The organism is Aestuariibacter sp. A3R04 (assembly GCF_018860805.1).
GTDB lineage: Bacteria > Pseudomonadota > Gammaproteobacteria > Enterobacterales > Alteromonadaceae > Alteromonas.
In genome coordinates, this window is the sequence record NZ_JAHKQR010000011.1 from 20,279 (window position 1) to 38,772 (window position 18,494).

General features: G+C 44.7%; 11 protein-coding genes and 1 pseudogene. 8 read left to right on the forward strand and 4 right to left on the reverse strand.

Translation table 11 applies throughout. The features are described 5' to 3' along the window. The 3 genes from KO518_RS09440 to KO518_RS09450 all read right to left on the reverse strand — a co-directional run bounded on the left by KO518_RS09440 (nt 1) and on the right by KO518_RS09450 (nt 2,521). Nucleotides 1–666, reverse strand: a complete 666-nt coding sequence (locus KO518_RS09440) for a response regulator transcription factor (RefSeq protein ID WP_216026854.1) — start codon at nt 664–666, stop codon at nt 1–3. A gap of 96 nt (nt 667–762) precedes the next feature. Then, nucleotides 763–1,329 (reverse strand): DUF4136 domain-containing protein, encoded by a 567-nt coding sequence (locus tag KO518_RS09445; RefSeq protein ID WP_216025611.1) that lies wholly within the window; start codon nt 1,327–1,329, stop codon nt 763–765. Nucleotides 1,330–1,369: 40 nt separating this feature from the next. Continuing rightward, entirely contained in the window at nt 1,370–2,521 is a 1,152-nt protein-coding gene (locus KO518_RS09450) for a PepSY domain-containing protein (protein ID WP_216025612.1), read from the reverse strand. 328 nt (nt 2,522–2,849) lie between these two features. On the opposite strand from KO518_RS09450, the gene KO518_RS09455 reads away from it, so the two are divergent. The 5 genes from KO518_RS09455 to map all read left to right on the forward strand — a co-directional run bounded on the left by KO518_RS09455 (nt 2,850) and on the right by map (nt 11,905). Further along, nucleotides 2,850–5,897 (forward strand): TonB-dependent receptor, encoded by a 3,048-nt coding sequence (locus tag KO518_RS09455; protein ID WP_216025613.1) that lies wholly within the window; start codon nt 2,850–2,852, stop codon nt 5,895–5,897. A gap of 65 nt (nt 5,898–5,962) precedes the next feature. Beyond that, a complete protein-coding gene (locus KO518_RS09460; protein WP_216025614.1) occupies nt 5,963–10,294 on the forward strand; it encodes an alpha-1,6-glucosidase domain-containing protein in 4,332 nt (1,443 codons plus the stop codon). A 126-nt stretch (nt 10,295–10,420) separates the two neighbouring features. Further along, on the forward strand, nt 10,421–10,837 hold the full coding sequence (locus tag KO518_RS09465; RefSeq protein ID WP_216025615.1) for a Dabb family protein: 417 nt from the start codon (nt 10,421–10,423) through the stop codon (nt 10,835–10,837). Between the two features lie 92 nt (nt 10,838–10,929). After that, nucleotides 10,930–11,136 (forward strand): ParD-like family protein, encoded by a 207-nt coding sequence (locus KO518_RS09470; RefSeq protein ID WP_216025616.1) that lies wholly within the window; start codon nt 10,930–10,932, stop codon nt 11,134–11,136. Further along, entirely contained in the window at nt 11,129–11,905 is a 777-nt protein-coding gene (gene map, locus KO518_RS09475; RefSeq protein WP_216025617.1) for a type I methionyl aminopeptidase, read from the forward strand. The genes KO518_RS09470 and map overlap by 8 nt, the downstream gene beginning before the upstream one ends. Here the strand turns inward: map and KO518_RS20230 are convergent. Beyond that, a pseudogene (locus KO518_RS20230) lies at nt 11,863–12,126 on the reverse strand (carotenoid oxygenase family protein); the annotation flags it as partial. The gene map and the pseudogene KO518_RS20230 overlap by 43 nt on opposite strands. 250 nt (nt 12,127–12,376) lie before the next feature. Between KO518_RS20230 and KO518_RS09485 the strand changes: the two are divergent. From KO518_RS09485 to KO518_RS09495, 3 genes are all read left to right on the forward strand, one after another. Then, complete coding sequence (locus KO518_RS09485) at nt 12,377–16,303, forward strand: two-component regulator propeller domain-containing protein (RefSeq protein WP_252736157.1); 3,927 nt, start codon at nt 12,377–12,379, stop codon at nt 16,301–16,303. A 154-nt stretch (nt 16,304–16,457) separates the two neighbouring features. Then, complete coding sequence (locus KO518_RS20235; RefSeq protein ID WP_216025620.1) at nt 16,458–16,625, forward strand: zinc-ribbon domain-containing protein; 168 nt, start codon at nt 16,458–16,460, stop codon at nt 16,623–16,625. A 12-nt stretch (nt 16,626–16,637) separates the two neighbouring features. Continuing rightward, nucleotides 16,638–18,473 carry a tetratricopeptide repeat protein gene (locus KO518_RS09495; protein WP_216025621.1) on the forward strand — a complete coding sequence of 612 codons (1,836 nt, stop codon included), beginning with the start codon at nt 16,638–16,640 and terminating at the stop codon, nt 18,471–18,473. The last annotated feature ends 21 nt before the right edge of the window (nt 18,474–18,494 follow it).

Sequence of the window (18,494 nt, forward strand, 5' to 3'; positions counted from 1 at the left end):
TCAGTCTCCGGATTTAGATATACAATACCCTACACCGCGTATGGTTTTAATAAAGTGGTCAGGCATTTTTTTTCTGAGGTGACTGACGTGTACTTCTATTGTGTTGCTCGTCACTTCTTCACCCCATTCGTAAAGTTTGTTCTCAAGTTGATGTTTGCTGAGCACCCGTCCTGCATTTTCCATCAATGCTTTTAGTAACATGAGCTCTCTGCGGGGTAAGTGTAAATTTTTTCCGTTGATAGTTAATGAGTGGTGCACCGTATCAAGGGTTACATTTTTCACTGTAACAACGCTCTGAGATGCGGTACCTATGCGACGTTCCAAGACTCTGAGCCTGGCGAGTAACTCGTCAATATCAAAGGGTTTTGGCAGATAGTCATCCGCGCCTGTATCTAAGCCGGAAATTTTGTCAGTGGTTTTGTCTCTTGCCGTTAAAATGAGAACGGGCAACTGAGCTTGTTGCCGCCTCACTGTTTTAAGTACGTCCAGACCATCCATGTCGGGCAGGCCTAAATCCAGAATTATCAGATCATTTTGATTGATAGCCAGGGCATTTAGGGCCGATTTGCCATCAAAAACACAATCGACCACATAATTGGCTTTTCGCAGGGAATGGGTTAACGCCGCTGACAACGGAACGTCATCCTCTACTAACAACACTCTCATCGCTGCTGTGCTCGCTAGTTGCAGATATTCAAAAGGTAGCACAATTACCTTAAGAAAAGCTTAAGGTAATGGCAAGCTGGCAAATCAGATAAGCGGTTACTTAACGGTCTGCATGTTCTTCGCAGGGTAAGGAGCAAGCAAGGCAGTCACCAGTTCTGTGAGATTTTGCTGAATGGCGATGCTGTCTTTTGCATCGAGCTCGGTACTTCCCACGGCGCTATAAATAAATTGCCCGCCTTTGACCACATCAATTTGTAAATTCTGATATTGACTCTCCTGCTCACCCACAGGCACGCTAAATACGCTGCCTAAAGAGATGCCACCAGAACGGCCAAAGGTACCGGTACCCAAGCCAAAGCTGATTGACTTTCCCTCTTCTTTTTTTGCAGTGGAAGGATAAAACACCACGGTGACATCCGCTTCGCCCTGGCTTGCAGCGCGAAGCCCTTTGTGGGTGAGAATGGTATTGATAGTCGCCATCATATGGTTTGCAATGGTTTTATTGCTAACATTCACCGGAGGCTGAATGTAGAAGGTATCAATGGCAGCAAAGTTCTGTTCTTTACTGATGCTGATTTCAGGTTTGTTTGACGCGCAACCGGCGATGGCGATAAGTAAGGCTATCAATAATAAAAATTTTCGCGTGTAGGCGCTCTGCATCATTGTTTCTCGCTGATAGGGGACTAACTAAGTATACGTGAGTTTAAGCTGGGGTGGATCGCTCTTTTCGCGTTACCCGGTATCGCCATCTGAATACACCCAGTACAAATAATACGAATACCGTCACACCACATAAAGTCCAAAAAATTCTACCGACAATGCCGAACAAGGTTCCATCGTGCAGAGGATGAAGCCAGTTCATCATGGTGTTGAGCTTGCCCTGTTCATAGTAGTCGAACGTTTCCAGTACCTGCCCTGTCGAGCCATCGATGTAAATATAGGTGTGTGGAAAACGCCGGGAAGGGTCTCCTGGTACCTGAACGCGAATGCGATAATAGTTTTTCGCGCTGTTTGTATCTGGGGTTTCTATCCATGCACCAACAGCGCTGTCAAACTGTGTAAGGGCAATCTGCAATGCTTCAGATGGTGGAATAAAGTTCTGCTTCTGGGACGCGAGCGGGGTGACTTTTGGTGAGTCTGCAGGGCCGAGTAAAGGCGCTGCGATGCGGCGAGTTTCCTCCGGCAATGCTAACATTACCCCAGTAATGCAAAGCAATAACAGCGGTATAGCAAAACAGAGCCCGATTAGCTTGTGCCAGTCGTACAATTTTACCGCCACATTATGGGTGTGCCTTACGCTGAGTTGCTTTTTCCAGTGCTTGGGCTTGGGCCACCATGCCCACAACCCACTGATCAGTATGTAAGTGCAGCCTATTCCTAGGTAACCTACTACTATACCACCGATGGGGCCGGCCAACAGGCGAAAGTGCAGGTTGTACATCCATGTCGCGAAATATTGTCCCCAAAAGTCCCGTCGTAGCACCTGTTTGCCGTCTTTTGTTAACCAAACCATCATGGGAGCGAAATCTTCATCAGCCGTTTCTTCGGGTTGGTAGTACCGAGCAGAAATGAAGGGACTGGACGGATTTACTTCAAACCGCCAGGAGCGGGTCTTTTCAGGGTACGCCTTACCGAGCGTGACAAACGCAGTATCGTAATCGGCGACGCTTGACGCTGTTTCTATTGCGGGCAAATTAAAAGATGAATCCAGCTCGTTGTAAAACACCAAAACAGCACCAGACAACCCTATAATGACGAAAATTAAACCTACGGACAGTCCCAGATAGAAGTGGACACGTCTGTGGAGTTTTCGCCAGTTTAGCATAACCTGAATACCTATTTTTTGCGTGCTCACGCTTCACTGATACACAGTGCTGACGACGAGAAGGCGCTACAACTTAAAAGCTGCCCAAGTATTTTCTGAATCAATGTATTCTGCAATGCGACAAATTGTCGCACCTCAAAACCAATTAATATCAATATGTTGTAACCAGCTTTCCGTGAGTTTGTAAATTTAAATCGCATTGTGTTTTTTAAGTGTTTTTAAATTGTAAATGAATACGTATGCAGGGCATTGCTCTCTTTTTGAACAAAACTGTAACATTTGGTGTGGAACGATAAGTGGCATTCCAAGGGGATGGAAGGCCGGAAAATGTCGACAAAAAACAGGAATGGGACACCAAATGAAAACATTTAAACCCAGCACTATCATGGCAGCGTTGATGAGCAGTGGCTTAGCTATTGGCGCTATACCCGCTTTCGCTCAAACTCCTGACTCGTCAGGCAATAACACACAGGAGAAAGACGGTGAGGTATATGAGCGCATTGAGGTGCGGGGGTTCAGTACCAGCCTTATTCAGTCTCTAAACCAAAAGCGATTTTCCGATACCGTTTCAGAGCAGATTTCGGCAGATGATCTCGGGGGGTTGCCCGATGTGTCTATGGCTGATGCATTAACGCGTTTACCAGGGATATCTGCGGTGCGTACCGGCGGACAGGCGGCGCAGATAAATATTCGTGGTTTGTCTGGTGACTTTGTATTTTCCACGCTAAATGGCAGGGAGCAGGTGTCTACCAGTGGCAGTCGCGCCATTGAATTTGACCAGTATCCATCGGAACTCATCAGTGAAGCGGCAGTATATAAATCGCCCAAAGCATCGCTGATTGAAGGCGGTATCGCAGGTACTGTTGAACTTCGAACAGCGTCGCCACTGGCCATTGAAGAACAGCATAAATTTAGCGCCAATGTACGGGGTATGTATAACGACAGGGCTTCAGAAATATCCGATGCCAAGGAATACGGACATCGCCTTAGTTTTTCCTATCAGGGTAAATTTCTGGACGACACCTTAGGCGTATCGTTGGGTTATGCGCGGTTGTTTCAGCCAAGTGTGTCAACACAATTTATTGGCCTTGCCTACAACGGCAATGTCGACGTCGATATGGTGGAGGGTGATACAGACGGGCCGGAAAACTGTCCTGAGTGTGAAAACATTTCGGAAGGTTTTGAAATGCAACACAAAGGCGGTGAAGAAACCCGCGATGGTTATGTAGCGGCGTTTGAATGGGCGCCCACTGACACCTTTACGTTAAAAGCGGATGCGTTTGTTTCTAAATTTGATTCAGAAGAATTCGCCCGGGGCTTTCGGGTAAAACTAGGGGGCGTGAACGCAGGGATCACTAACCCGGTTATTGTGAATAATAGTGTTGTTGGCGGCACGTTTTCCCGAACCAACAGCAGTTTTACCAGAGTGGAACTGGTAAACGATGATAATCAGGATTTCGACAGTATTGTCAATTTAGGGGTGAACGCAGCGTGGGAAATTACCCCTGATTTTGCCGTACAGTTTGACGTTTCACGCTCTAGCGCAAAAAGTGATTTTCGAAACGGACTGCTGTGGTCACTGGTGGCGGAAGACGCCACGGCAGATGCACCAACGTTCGATGAAGATATCCAAATATCCTATTTGTTAAACGGACTCAATTTACCGGATATCGGCTTTAGCCAGACAGACGCTTTTTCTGATATCGATCGTGTAATGGTGAGCAAATATGGCATTTATCCTTATGAGAACAAAGACGAGCTGGATGCCTATAAAATTGATTTCCAGTATTACGTCGACCTGCCTGTGATAACCGGCTTTGAATTTGGCTATCGTTATTCTGACAGGGAATACAATAACGACCGTTCGGTATTTGAATATGGCAACGACAGCGCGTTTTCGGTTAGCGAGCCGCCCTTAAGATTAACCAACGACATGGTGGAAGTGGTGGATTGGCAGGGGGATTTTGCCTATTTCCCCAGTTATCTATCCATTGATTTAAACCGAGCGTTGAATGCATGGTTCCCCGACGGCAGGCCAGAGCCTCTGCAAACCTGGGGGCCGGGTGCTGCGGGTGTGATCAATGGCCCGGGTTCTGGTCCGTCTTCAGCCTGGACGCTACAAGAAAGTGGCGATGTGTTTGAAACGGTGAATTCTGCCTATCTGATGGCCAATATTAACACCGAAGTGGGCGATATTCCGGTGACAGGTAATGTGGGTGTGCGCTATGTGAAAAGTAAACAAAGTTCCACCACACTGCAGCGGGCTACACAAACGGTAACCGATCCGGAAACCGGTGTTTCTGTTGAGGTGAGCGACCCAACGGCAGGCGCGCAAAATATTGTTGATGAAGCGGGCCTTATCAATAACTTTTATCGTCCTGACTTCCTGACTCATGAATACAGCGACGTACTGCCGTCTATCAATCTGAACTTCAAGTTTACCGACAACACGCAATTGCGACTGGCAGCAGCAAAAGTCATGGGCCGTGCGCCAATTAACCGGTTTGCGGCCAATGCGTCCACCAACATTGAGGTGGTGACAGCCCTTCAAGACAGGGATTCGGGAGAAATTACCTTATCAACGCCCACCGCAAGGGTAAATGGTAATGCCAGTAACAGTCCGTATCTCGAACCCTTTTATGCCACGCAATACGACATCTCATGGGAGTACTATTTTAGCGAATCGGACGGTGCACTGGTGATTGCCGGGTTTTACAAAGACATTGAATCTTTTGTAGAAGACATCGAGATTGACCCTTACGATTTTGCAGCCAACGGTGTGGTGATCCCTGACTCCATTCAAGTGCCTGTCTATTTAGCCCCTGAGTTTTCCGGACAGGAAACTGAACTGGCCAGAGATGAAAACGGGGCGCCTGTTTTCGTTACCGTGCCCACGGAAAATGGCAGCTACCGCACTGCGGTAAACAATGCAGAAGGGGGTTATGTTCGCGGACTAGAGGTGGCATATACGCAAATTTACAGCATGTTGCCTGGCATGTGGTCTGGGCTGGGGGTGAACGCCAGTTTCTCGTACACCGAAAGCGAAATACAGCGGGTGCTGGGCAATGGTGTCTACGCTTCAGACTTACCAGGGCTGTCAGAAAACGTGGCTACGCTAACCGTCTTTTGGGAGTACGAAGGGTTTGAAACCCGCCTTTCTACCCGATATCGCGATGCCTTTGTGTCGCAGCAAGTGGCAGTGAACGATCAAGTCGTGAACTTCGATTCTGAATTGGTAATGGATTACCAGGCATCCTATGAAATTGACGATAGCTGGAGCGTGTTATTTCAGATAAACAACCTCACCGATGAGCCTACTAAGAGCTATTTTTCTTCCGATGAGCAAACCGGCACGATCCAGTTCTTTGGCACGCAATATTACCTGGGGATGACATACCAACTATGAAAAAGCACATCCTAACTACAAAAACAGGGCGAGTGCACCAGCACGCAAATACTCAGGAGAAAACTATGTTTAGTCGCTTACGGATATGGCAAATTGCTGCGTTCATTACAGCAGCATTACTACTTAGCGCATGCGGAGGATCTGGTGTGGAATCAGGCTCTAATGAGCTGCTCACGTGCTCAGCCCCCAATGTACCAGACCCAACAGGGGAGTTCTGTGTAGCACCACCTCCTATTCAGTGTGATGCACCTACCGTACCTAATGAAACTAACGATGCTTGTGTGGTGGGCGCAGACCCAACGCTGCCAGAGCCTGTGTTTACACCGTCTGCCAACCAAGCGGTACTTTATTACAACCGCGCGGCGGTGGATGCTGACAACAGCAGTAGCGACCCGGCTTATGAAGGCTGGCGATTACATACCTGGAACAACGATAGCTGCGATGCGTATGCCGACGCCGACACTGACTGGGCAAATGGCCGGGTACATACCGGAATCGACCCAAATTATGGTGCTTACTGGGTACTGGAATTAAAAGAAGGCTATGGAAGCTGCCATAACTTTATTATTCACAAAGGCACCGACGATGCGGGCAAAGAAATGGGCGGCGGCGATTTTCAAGGCTCGCTCATTCAGGACGACGCTGATTTTGTACGTATGAATTTCACGTTGTCTGGTGAACCCACCCTTTTTGAATTTCCTATTTTATCTCTTGGACCACAACCAGTGGCCATTGAAGGACTGGGCGCGCATTGGTTAGATGCGCAAACGCTATTGTGGAATGTGCCTGATAACGTCGCAGAAGTGAAATTGCATTATTCTGCACAAGCTGAGCTCAAGACGTCTTTAGAATCAGGCATTAATGGCACAGCTGTGACACTCATGCCAACAACGCTCAGCGAAGAACAAACTGCGAGGGCGCCGCACCTTGCGTCATTGACTGCATGGGAAGGCGATTGGTCGGATGAAGACGCCAAAACGGTACTGACAACACAGGCGGTAGTTGGTGGTTATGACGCGGATGGCGCGTTAGTGCTTGCTACGGGTATTCAAATTGCCAACGCCATTGATGCTCTGTATACCCTTGGTGAGGACGACGCTGATGAAGCGCAGTTAGGGGCTATTTACACTGATGCGGGTATAACGGTTGCACTCTGGGCACCAACTGCTCAGAGCGTTTCACTGTTGCGTTATAACGACGACAAAACACTGGCGCAGCGTTATGATATGACGCGTGACGAGACCTCTGGCGTGTGGCGATACGAAGGCGATATGTCTTTTGACCGTCAGCTTTATCGTTATGAAGTCACAGCGTATCACCCGTCGACTGGCAAGGTGGAAACACTCCTTGTGACTGATCCCTATTCGCTGTCAGTGACCACCAATGGACGATTCTCCCGGTTTGTTAATCTCGACGATGACGATTTAAAGCCGGACGGATGGGATACCCATACTATTCCTGCTATTACCAACCCGGAAGACGCGGTTATTTACGAAGGCCATATACGGGATTTCAGTGTTCGTGATATGTCGACCTCAGAAGCCTATCGCGGCAAGTATCTGGCGTTTACAGAACAAAATACGGCGCCTGTGGAACACCTGCGCAAGCTGGTGGACGCTGGGCTTAATTACTTCCACATTCTGCCCGCAAATGACATCGCCACCATTGATGAAGACCCTGTAAAAACCGTTGGTTTATACGATACGGTTGGCGACTTATGCCGTTTAAATGCCGGTGCAGCTGTGTGTGAGGAAGAAAGCGCAGGAGCGATGCTCATCGATGTTTACAACAGCTACGACCCGTTGGCCGAAGGGGCAAAAGCACAGCAGTTGACCAACGACATGCGCGGCATAGACGGGTTTAACTGGGGTTACGATCCCCACCACTTCAATACTCCGGAAGGCAGTTATGCCTCAAATGCAGAAGGCGTTGAACGTATCGTAGAAATGCGCGCTATGATCCAGGCATTGCACGAACTTGGTCTTCGGGTAGCACTTGATGTGGTGTACAACCACACCAATGCATCCAGTGTGTTCTCTAAATCTGTCCTCGATAAGGTGGTACCTGGCTATTATCATCGCTACGAGGCAGACACCGGTGCTATCGTTCGGGAAACCTGTTGCGAAGATACGGAACCGCGCAATGTCATGATGGAGAAATTTATGCAGGACTCGCTGATGATGTGGGCGAAGCATTACAAGTATGATGCGTTCCGCTTTGACATCATGAGCCAGGCTACCCGCGATACCATGGTACGTTTGCGCGATGCTGTGCAAACTATCGACCAGGATAACTACTTCTACGGCGAAGGCTGGACCAAAATTGACCGTGGTTACGAGCAGGCAAACCAGCTCAATATGGCGGGCACGGAGATAGGTACTTATAATGACCGCATTCGCGAGGCCATTCGTCAGGGAAATATCTTTAGACCGGATTCAGACGCCCTGTTAAGCGATCAGGACCGGGTGAAGATGGGCATGATTGGTACGCTCAAAGACTACATCCTTGAAACCTCAGCGGGCACGGCAGGCGCAACCAGTAATTTGGGCGGGTATGCTGAAGACCCTGCAGACATTATTAACTATGTGTCTAAGCACGATAACCAGACGTTGTGGGATCAACTCAACTACACCTTGCCCCATGACATTACCCTGGAAGAGCGGGTGCGGGCACAAAATGTTGCCATGGGCATTAATCTGGTTTCTCAAGGTATTCCCTTCCTGCAAATGGGCGGTGATATGCTGCGTTCCAAGTCCATGGACAGAGATTCCTATGATTCTGGCGATTGGTTCAACTTTATCGATTTCACCTACGACACCAATAACTGGAACGTGGGCTTGCCTATTGCTGATAAAAACGAAGATCGCTGGGCTGAAATGGGCGAGTTCATTTATAGTCCGGAACGCGCGGCCGCGATGTCAGACATTATGTTTGCTTCAGATGTGTTTGCCGAACTTTTGTCTATTCGCATGTCGAGCCCCTTATTCCGCCTGACAACTGCAGAAGATATTATTGACCGGGTGGGCTTTCACAATATTGGCAGTCGCCAACAAAAAGGGCTCATTGCCATGAGCATTGACGATGGTGTTGCGCCAGACAGTGAAGAGAGCCGCACCGATCTGGATATGATGAACGATGCAGTAATGGTGTTGGTCAACACTGGCTATGAAGAGAAATCAATAACGGTGAACACCGCCACTGGTTTTATGTTGCACGGTATTCAGGCCGCTTCTGTAGATAGTGTGGTGCGCGGCGCCAGCTTTACTGAAGGTGAAGATGGCAACGGCACATTCACGGTACCCGCCATGACCATTGCGGTGTTTGAAAAACCACAATCCGGCGCTCAGGGCTATGGTTTGTCTTCTTACGCCACGGCAGGCGCACCTGATGTAGTGCCTTATGGCGATACGGTGGCTTATTTGCGCGGTGATATGAACGGTTGGAGTACCGATGATGCTTTCACCTACCAGGGAGATGGCGTATATACCGTGGCTGTTGCACTAACGGGTGGAACGACATACGGCTTTAAATTCGCGTCTGAAGATTGGTCTACCGTTAACTTTGGCGCCGATGACGGTGACGATGGTTCAATGATGGAAGAAGTCGAAAAAGTACTGGCACGAACCAATAATAACCTCGCGTTTACGCCGGCTATTGACGCCACCTATCTGTTTACAGTGGATGCCTCTGACAGTGAAGCGCCTGTACTTACCGTAGAAAATGAAGAGCCTTACATAGGAACGGCTATTTATCTGCGTGGTGCTATGAATGGATGGGGCACAGATGAAATGTTTGCTTATCAGGGAGGTCGTGTCTATACCTTTGCCAGAGACATGGAGCCCGGTACTTATGAGTTTAAGGTGGCCTCTGAAGATTGGAGTACAGTGAACTTTGGCGCGTTGTCGGGTGACGACAGTGATAGAAATATCGAACCAGGTCAAACGGTTGGTATAGCGGCGACAAACGACAACTTAGTGCTTACTATTACTGATAGCGCCCGCTATGTGTTTGTTTTCGACACGTCAGACATGAACGCCCCTACCATCGGTGTATTCAAAGAAGCGTATTGGGGCAGCACAGAGGTGTTTGTCCGCGGTGGAATGAATGGTTGGGGTGTGACTGATAAGTTTACCTACCTTGGTGAAGGCGTGTACACAGCTGATGTTTCCTTAAGCGCCGGCACTGTGGAGTTTAAGGTAGCTTCGGAAGACTGGGCAACGGTGAATCTGGGTAACCCTAACGATGCTGCATCTAACATGGTGGTAGTAGGTGAAGGAAAAGTGTTGGGGGGCAGCAATAACAATCTGGTGATGGAAGTACCTGCCTCCGGGTTATACGAGTTCCGAGTGACAGGGCCAGATGGCAACGCCCCCGTACTTACTGTGACGTTAAAATAACCACACAGGCTTAAGTAGGATATAAACCCAAACCGCGGCATTCGACCGCGGTTTTTTTTTGCGCTTGAGCCGTTATAAAGTAATACTGCTATTTTGATTAACCATGTTGATAAGGACACAAGCTCTATGGATAAACAACGGCGTTCTCTTTTGGTCGCGACCGGGGCACTGGGTGCCGCGACAGTGTTACCAGCTTCTGCTAACAATACATCTTGTGATAGTGGTGCGTTACCGTCAGTGGTGCATATGGTGTATTTCTGGCTGCGCAACCCGTCTTCAGAATCAGACAGAGATAAACTTATCAGTGGCTTAAGAAGTCTGACTGCCATTCCTGAAATTGCCAGTTTACACGTTGGCTTGCCAGCTTCAACGTTGAAACGAGATGTTATTGATAACAGCTTTCACGTCTCTGAGTTGATGATGTTTCATTCTGTGGCTGATCAGGACACCTATCAAAACCATCCGCTACACGTAAAGTTTGTCGAGGAGCACGCGCACCTGTGGGACAAGGTTGTGGTGCACGATTCCATTAGCGCCCCGTAAATCGGGTAGTAACGTTTAAAGGTATTTGTAATTTGCCTTACTTGATATATGATTTGCTACGTTATGTAGCAAATCATAGTTAAGGATATATTATGGGTATCGTGAAAATCTCCGACGCACTGCACGAGGAAGTGAGAAAAACCAGTGCGGTCATGGAGCGGTCTATCAATTCACAAGCAGAATTTTGGCTCAAGATCGGTCGTATCGCCGAGCAAAATCCTACACTGACCTACGAACAAATTATTGCGCAGGAAATGCGTGCGCAGCAGGTCGCTTTAGTCAGGATCGGTAATGAGTAAGGCCAATGTCAAAAGCGCAGACGAGATTGCGCTTATGCGTGAGTCAGGCAAATTACTTGCCCGTGTATTCGTCGAGCTAGACAAATACATCGCACCCGGTATCTCCACCCTGGACGTCAACGACTTTGTAGAAGCTTTTATCGTTAATGAACTTAAGGCGCGTCCGGCGAGCAAAGGGCAGTACGGTTATGGATATGTACTGAATGCGTCTATCAACGAGGTTGTATGCCACGGTGTACCGTCACCGGCTAAAAAGCTAAAAAATGGCGACATCGTGAATATTGATATTACCCTGGAAAAAGATGGGTTTATTGCAGACAGCAGCAAGATGTATCGCATTGGTCGGGTACTTCCCCTTGCTTCTTCCCTCGTTGATGCCACTTACCAAGCCATGTGGGAAGGTATTAAATCCGTCAAGCCCGGTGCCAGACTGGGCGATATTGGTCACGCTATTCAGCGTTATGCTGAAGAAAAGGGGTTTAGCGTCGTCAGGGATTATTGTGGGCACGGCATTGGGCGGGAAATGCACGAGGCGCCGCAGGTTCTGCATTTTGGTGATGCCGACACGGGCGAGGTGCTTGAAGCCGGCATGACTTTCACCATTGAGCCCATGATTAATCAAGGTACTCATAAAACCAAGATGAAAAAAGACGGCTGGACAGTGGTAACCCGGGATAAAAAGCTTTCTGCGCAATGGGAACACACTATTTTGGTTACGCCTTCAGGCTATGAGGTGTTAACACTGCGCCCTGAAGAAGCGTTGCAGTAGGTATGGCCAGTACGAAAATTAAGACAGGTATTAACCAAATAACCCTGACCTTCCTTTGAGCCTGTTGGCACAAAAAGAGGCTCTTCTGTTAATGTATGTTTCCCAAAGCTATAACTGTCTACTCTACCGGTTTTAGTATTAACCCGGGCTACGGCATTATATTCTCCAGCAGGGGCGTCGGCATTGGCATGCACACCAAATTGAAAGGTGGTTGGTGTGCCGGTAAAACGTCCGTGTTTTTACGTCATTTAAGATGACATCCGCATTTTCATACCAGCAGGCGTTTATGGTTAGCGCGATGTCTCCTTATTGATACCATATAACCTTGCTGTGGTTTCGATTTTGAGACAAGGATATTCTTGTACTTTGTCGGATGCCGACATGAGTGTGTCGGTTAAGTGTATGTGAGCGAGTAAGAAATAAAGTATGATTTGCTTATCATTATAATAATACTGAAAATTTAACTTGATTATGGCGTTACTATGGACGGTTTTACTTTTTATCTTTATCTATTCAGCATCATCAGCCGCACAACTTTTACCTAACCCAAACTACACCAGCTATAACATTGAAGATGGTTTATCAAATAGTATGGTATACACCATTGCTCAAGATGGTGATGGTTATATGTGGTTTGGGACTGAGGATGGACTGAACCGTTTTGATGGAAAGAATTTCAAGGTATACCGCTTTGATCCGACAGATGCAAATAGCTTGGTGGGAAATAGTATTAATCAAGTTTATCTGGCACCTGACAATTCTCTATGGATAGCGACCCATAATGGGATCAGCCAATACCATAAAGCGTCAGATAGTTTCACCAGTTATGATATTTCTAGCGGTTTGTCTCACAACAATATTCAAGCGGTACTTAAAGTAGGTAATGAATTATGGTTAGGCACAGATAATGGTTTAAATGTAGTCAACATAACCACGCGAGAAGTATCGGTCTTCCCTGTCAGCGGTAATGGTAATGGAACCAATCATAAATCCATTCGTTCATTGGCAATACAAGGAAATTACATTTGGATTGCGACTTGGGGAGGCGGTTTAAATCGCTATGATCTTACGTTAAAGCGCTTTGATTATTTTCGCCATGATTTGAATGATGATCGCAGCCTGAGCGGTGATACTGTGTATACCGTATTTAACACGACTGAGAACGAAATTTGGATTGGCAGTGTACTTGGTGGCTTAAGCCGATTTAAAGCAGATTGTGAGTGCTTTGAACGATTAAACCTAAATCCAGACTATCAGCAATTGACTGTACCTAACTTGGCTGAAGGCGCAGATTCGTTGTGGATTGCAACTAATAATGGTCTGAGTCAATTTTCATTTGAAACTCAAACGTTCAGCAATTACCCAATGCTTAAACCTTATGAGCTTGGCAATATCACCCGCGATGTTCGTTCAGTATTTATCAGTCTAGATGGCACTATTTGGCTAGGCAGTTTTCAAGGTGGTGTGATAGCCATTCCTGCTAATGGCTTTGCAATTCAAACCTATCAGTATTCAGAACAGGCTCAAAATAGCCTAAAATCCGACGATATAAATTCATTAATGCTCAACAATGGCTATCTCTGGACTGGCGCCGTTGGTGGCTTATATCGCTACCCAATTTCAGATGATGGTAGGTTGGGTAAAGCAGAGTTAGTGCTTGATACCTTTACCCTAAAAATAGAACCATCTATAGACGGCAGTTTTTGGTTGGCGACAAACAATGGCTTGTATCACCTTGATGCCGCACTGAATACGATCTCACACAATGACCATTCCAAATTAATACCTGATATTGCTGGGGAAGGCGCAGTTTTAGATGTAGTTGAAACTACACAAGGCCAGATCTTTGTAGCGAATTGGCGTGGTGGATTAACAACGCTGGTGGATGAATATCAGGGTGATTTTAAGCAAGTGGGTGTTAGTGGCAATGCACGGGGTATCAAAGCAAACTCCAATATTTATGCACTTGCAGAAGACCAGAGTAACCAACTTTGGATTGGGACGATGGACGGAGTAAATCGTTATGATATTGAAAGCGATGAAATTCACCACTACACACTACAATTAAGCGATAACCAACCCCAAATTACTGTCTACTATCTGTATGTCGATGGTGCAGAGCTATACCTTGGCACCAGCAACGGCGTTTATCAATATCAACCATCTTCAGATACATTTAAGCACTATCCGTTACCGCTAAAAAGTCACTACATACAGGCTATAACAAAGGAGTCGCAAAACATCTTTTGGTTGTCGACATTTAATGGTCTGTATCGTTGGAATAAATCAACGAATCAACTAAAAGCATTCTTTAAACGCGATGGGTTACAAAGTAGTGAGTTTAATACCAAGGGTGTTGCAACTGGCGTTGATGGAAGCCTTTATTTTTCAGGTATTGATGGTGTTTCAAAAATTATTCCCGAGCGATTAATGCAAGGTGATTCTGCCGCTAGTTTGAGATGGATTTCACCCGATAGCAAAGCATTGGTTAGCGCTCCCCTTAGTTTAGAGTTCATGGCGTCAACAGACACGATTGCACTTGAGTACTTCGTTGATGATTTCTTTCAACCCGAACAACGCCGATTTAGGTATCGTTTAAATGAAGGTAAGTGGATTAATAATGGTAATGCTAGCAGTATTCAACTCAGTGGTTTAGCAAAAGGCTTGTATCGCATTGAACTCCAGTATTCACACGATGGAACAGAATGGAATAATGCACAAAGTGACGTAAACATCTTGGTAAGCCCACCTTATTATCAGTCAGATATTGCACTAACCTTATATTTCTTATTATTGATATTCACAGGCTATGGTTATTATCGGTATCGAACAAGCTTTCTATTAAGGCAAAAAGCGCAACTTCAGAAAACAGTAGATGAAAAAACGGCTGAGCTAGCTTCTACGTTGGATCAAAAAAATCAGTTGTTTGCCAATATATCTCACGAGCTTAGAACTCCTATTACTTTAATCAATGCTCCAATTGAACAATTAGCTCAACAACCTAACTTAACTGAGCAGCAGAAAAAGCTTATTCATTTGGCTAAGAATAATGGCAAGCGATTATTTGGCTTAGTTGAGCGGATATTACACCTTAGTAAAGTTGAACAAAAAGAAAAGCAAGTTAAGCCTATTAATATTGATGACTTACTTATACGTTATGTGATTGCCTTTGAGCCTTTGATGCAGCAAAAAAAGATTAAATTACAACAACATCTGAATAGCAATGTAATCATAGAAGCAGATAAAGAAGATCTGGTTTCGATACTTGAAAACCTACTTTCCAACGCATTGAAATACACAAGTGCTGAAGGTTGGGTAAAACTCGATTCAATGCTGGTCGATGGTAAATATCAGCTCATTGTTGAAAATCAGCACTCAGGATTAGCAAATGAGCAAACAAACAAAATATTCGATCGATTTGAACGATTAGGTCAATCCGATTCTGAACCAGGTTTTGGTTTGGGTTTATCGCTGGTACGAGATATATGTAGCCAAAATGGTTGGAAGATAACCTGCTCAAGTAAAACAGGTTCAGTCGCTTTTAGTTTAACCATTAATGATTTTTACACAGAAAGCAACCAAGAGTCTCCAGCTCAAAGGCAAATAATAGAGCTTGGTTCTGGTAAGGCAGCATCTAGCAATAAAGAACAACAATCACTGCTGATTGTAGAAGACAATGATGAATTACGAGGTTTCCTGGTTGATTTATTATCAAGCGATTATAAAACATTCAATGCAGCCAATGGTTCAAAAGGGTTAAAGCTCGCCATTGAACACATTCCAGATTTGATAATCTCAGATGTCATGATGCCACAAATAGATGGTTTCTCGTTAGTGAAAGCCCTTGCTGATCATGATAATACCAGTCATATTCCTGCCATTTTATTAACAGCTAAAGCGGATGAAGAAAGCGAATTAAAAGGGCTGGAATTGGGGGCGGTGGACTACATAGCAAAACCTTTTGATGCTCGGCAATTACTCCTAAAAGTTAAAAACACACTGGAGCGACAAAAGCTAAGGTTTAAAACTCAGCAAAATACAGATGACCCCATTGAAAGCATTATTAGCGAACGCGATCAAAAATTCATTGAGCGTTTAAATCAGCTAGTCGAGAAGAACTATGCGGAAAGTGAATTTTGCGTCGAAAAACTAGTTGATTCAATTGCCATGAGTGAAAGGCAGTTACAACGAAAGCTTAGGGCACTATTCAACCAAACGCCAGCCGAGTACATTCGAAATTACCGTTTGCTAAAAGCAAAAGGACTATTAATTGAAGGTAAATCTATTTCACTGACTTCTGATTTAGTTGGCTTTAATTCTTCCAGTTATTTCAGTCGAAGTTTTAAAACGGCTTTCGGGCAGTCGCCAAAAGAGTTTATAACTCAGTCACTTAAGTGAAATTCATAGCTGAAATTGCAAAAATGTCGGCTATGTACACCTATCTGTCGGATTCGTTCACCTCCAATTGACTGAATTTACTTACCTTTATTGTTGTTTTCTTTTCACTTGAGTGAAAGGAAGCTTAATTGAAAATACAATCAAAGGAAATGTAATGAGTTTAGGTTATTGCCCCGAATGTAATGCTGAAATTTCTTCCAGAGCAACACGATGCCCTAAGTGTGGTTATGCAGGAGAATCAAGTATTTTATCCAGATTCTTTATTGTTGCCGCTTTTTGTCTTGGTGCATACGGAATAGTTAATTGGTTAATGTTGCTTTAAAAGGAGTAAAAAATGTCAAAGACATTAAAAATTGTGTTAGGTGTAATATTTACTTTTACTGCAATCATTTACTTAGTAAACATTGGGGCTAAATCTTTTGAAGATGCAAATTCAATAGGTAGATTAATCAGCCACCTAGTTATTGGTGTTTTAGTTGGTGGCTTGATTGTATTGGGCTTACTACAAGCAGAGTCACAACAGCATATAGCAGCTAACAGGTGGGTGACTTTAAAACTTAATGATCATTTTAATGCGATATTTATTACAGGTATCGTTTCAATACTGGCTGTAGTCATTTCAAAGTCAGCGCATGAAGTAACAAAGTCCTCTTGGTATTTAGCAAACGAAATATCAAACAGTGGAGTAGCAATATGTGATGAATATGAATCATCGGCTCAAGTCGAAAAATCGAATGATAAATTAATAAAGTCTGCCAGAACGCATTTTTCTGGCACAGAGATATTTTTAATGGCTTGTAATGCTGCTGTTGGTGAAAATAAAGAGTCTGAACCGTACATTCTAAAAATTGCGTTAACATTTGTGGAGCAAAACAACCCTATTGGAGCAAGCACGTCACTTATGTTGTTGAAAGATAGTGATAGCCAGAGGCAGGTGATTAAAAAGCTCGCACAATATGGCTATTTTGACACGGCGGCTGAAGCAGCTATTAATTTAGATAAAAAGGAATTTGTGTTTCTTGTGTCTGAGTACGAAGTGAAGCAACAAAATTCTTATTCATCATTAACAAGGTATCTAGTTAATTCCGCTGACATTTCATCATTGGATAAGTTAAAAATTTATATAGAATTTTTTGAGATATTAGGGAAATACGATCTTATTGCCGATACTTTCAAAGCTATCATCGAAGAAAGCTCTTATGCCAATGAAATTTTGTCTTACGCTAGTTTAGAGCTTGGAAAGCTATATTATTATTCTCCGCATATAAAAAATGAAATTGATAATGCACAGAAGTTTTTCAAAATAGCAGCGGAATATGGAAGTGATGAAGCGAAATATTATTTAGCTAGAATATACTTGTATGAGAGAAATGATAATTCTGAAGCATTAAAACTTGTCAATGAGCTTCATAGCTCAGGCAATGCATCGGGCACGTATTTACTTGGCAGAATGACAACCAACGGATGGGGAGTTACGAAGAATGAAGCCAACGGTGTAGCACTCATTAAATTAGCTGTTCAACAAGGATTCACACCTGCATTTGCACAACTAGGCTGGCACTATATGAATGGTGTAGGAGTTGGCCAAGATTACGAAGCAGCAAGGGGATTGTTGGAAAAAGCAGCTAATACTAATGGTTTAGAAACTAGGTACGCTCAGTTTAATTTAGGTTGGATGTATTACAATGGCATGGGCTTAACTAAGGACTACCAAAAAGCGGCTTCTTGGTTTAAGCGTTCTGAAGGCCGCGGCTTCAAGGATGCTTCTGCAATGCTAGGAAAAATATATGAGGAAGGCGGTTTGGGAGTTGATAAAGATATTGAGTTAGCTTTGAATTATTACCGTGAATCAGATAAAAGATGGGATGATGTAAGACGACTATCAACCCTTGTCGAGAAAGAAAAAATTAAAAATGGAAAAGGTTATGTAGAACAAGGTGCATTTTTCTGTCCAGATACCCAATCAGCACTGAGAGCAAAGGCATTGGACAATGCTTCCGATTATAACCCTTACGCAAGAACGAAAATCGGTGACTATTGTATTTTTAATACAAGAGGAAAGTTCTACTTAAAAAAAGTAACTGCTGTAAATTCAGATTTTGTTTATTTCCAAGACTTAGGGCGTCAATTAGTTGCATTAAGAAGAAGTGTAAAACTTGATGAAAGCTAATCTTATCTTCAAGGTCTTAAT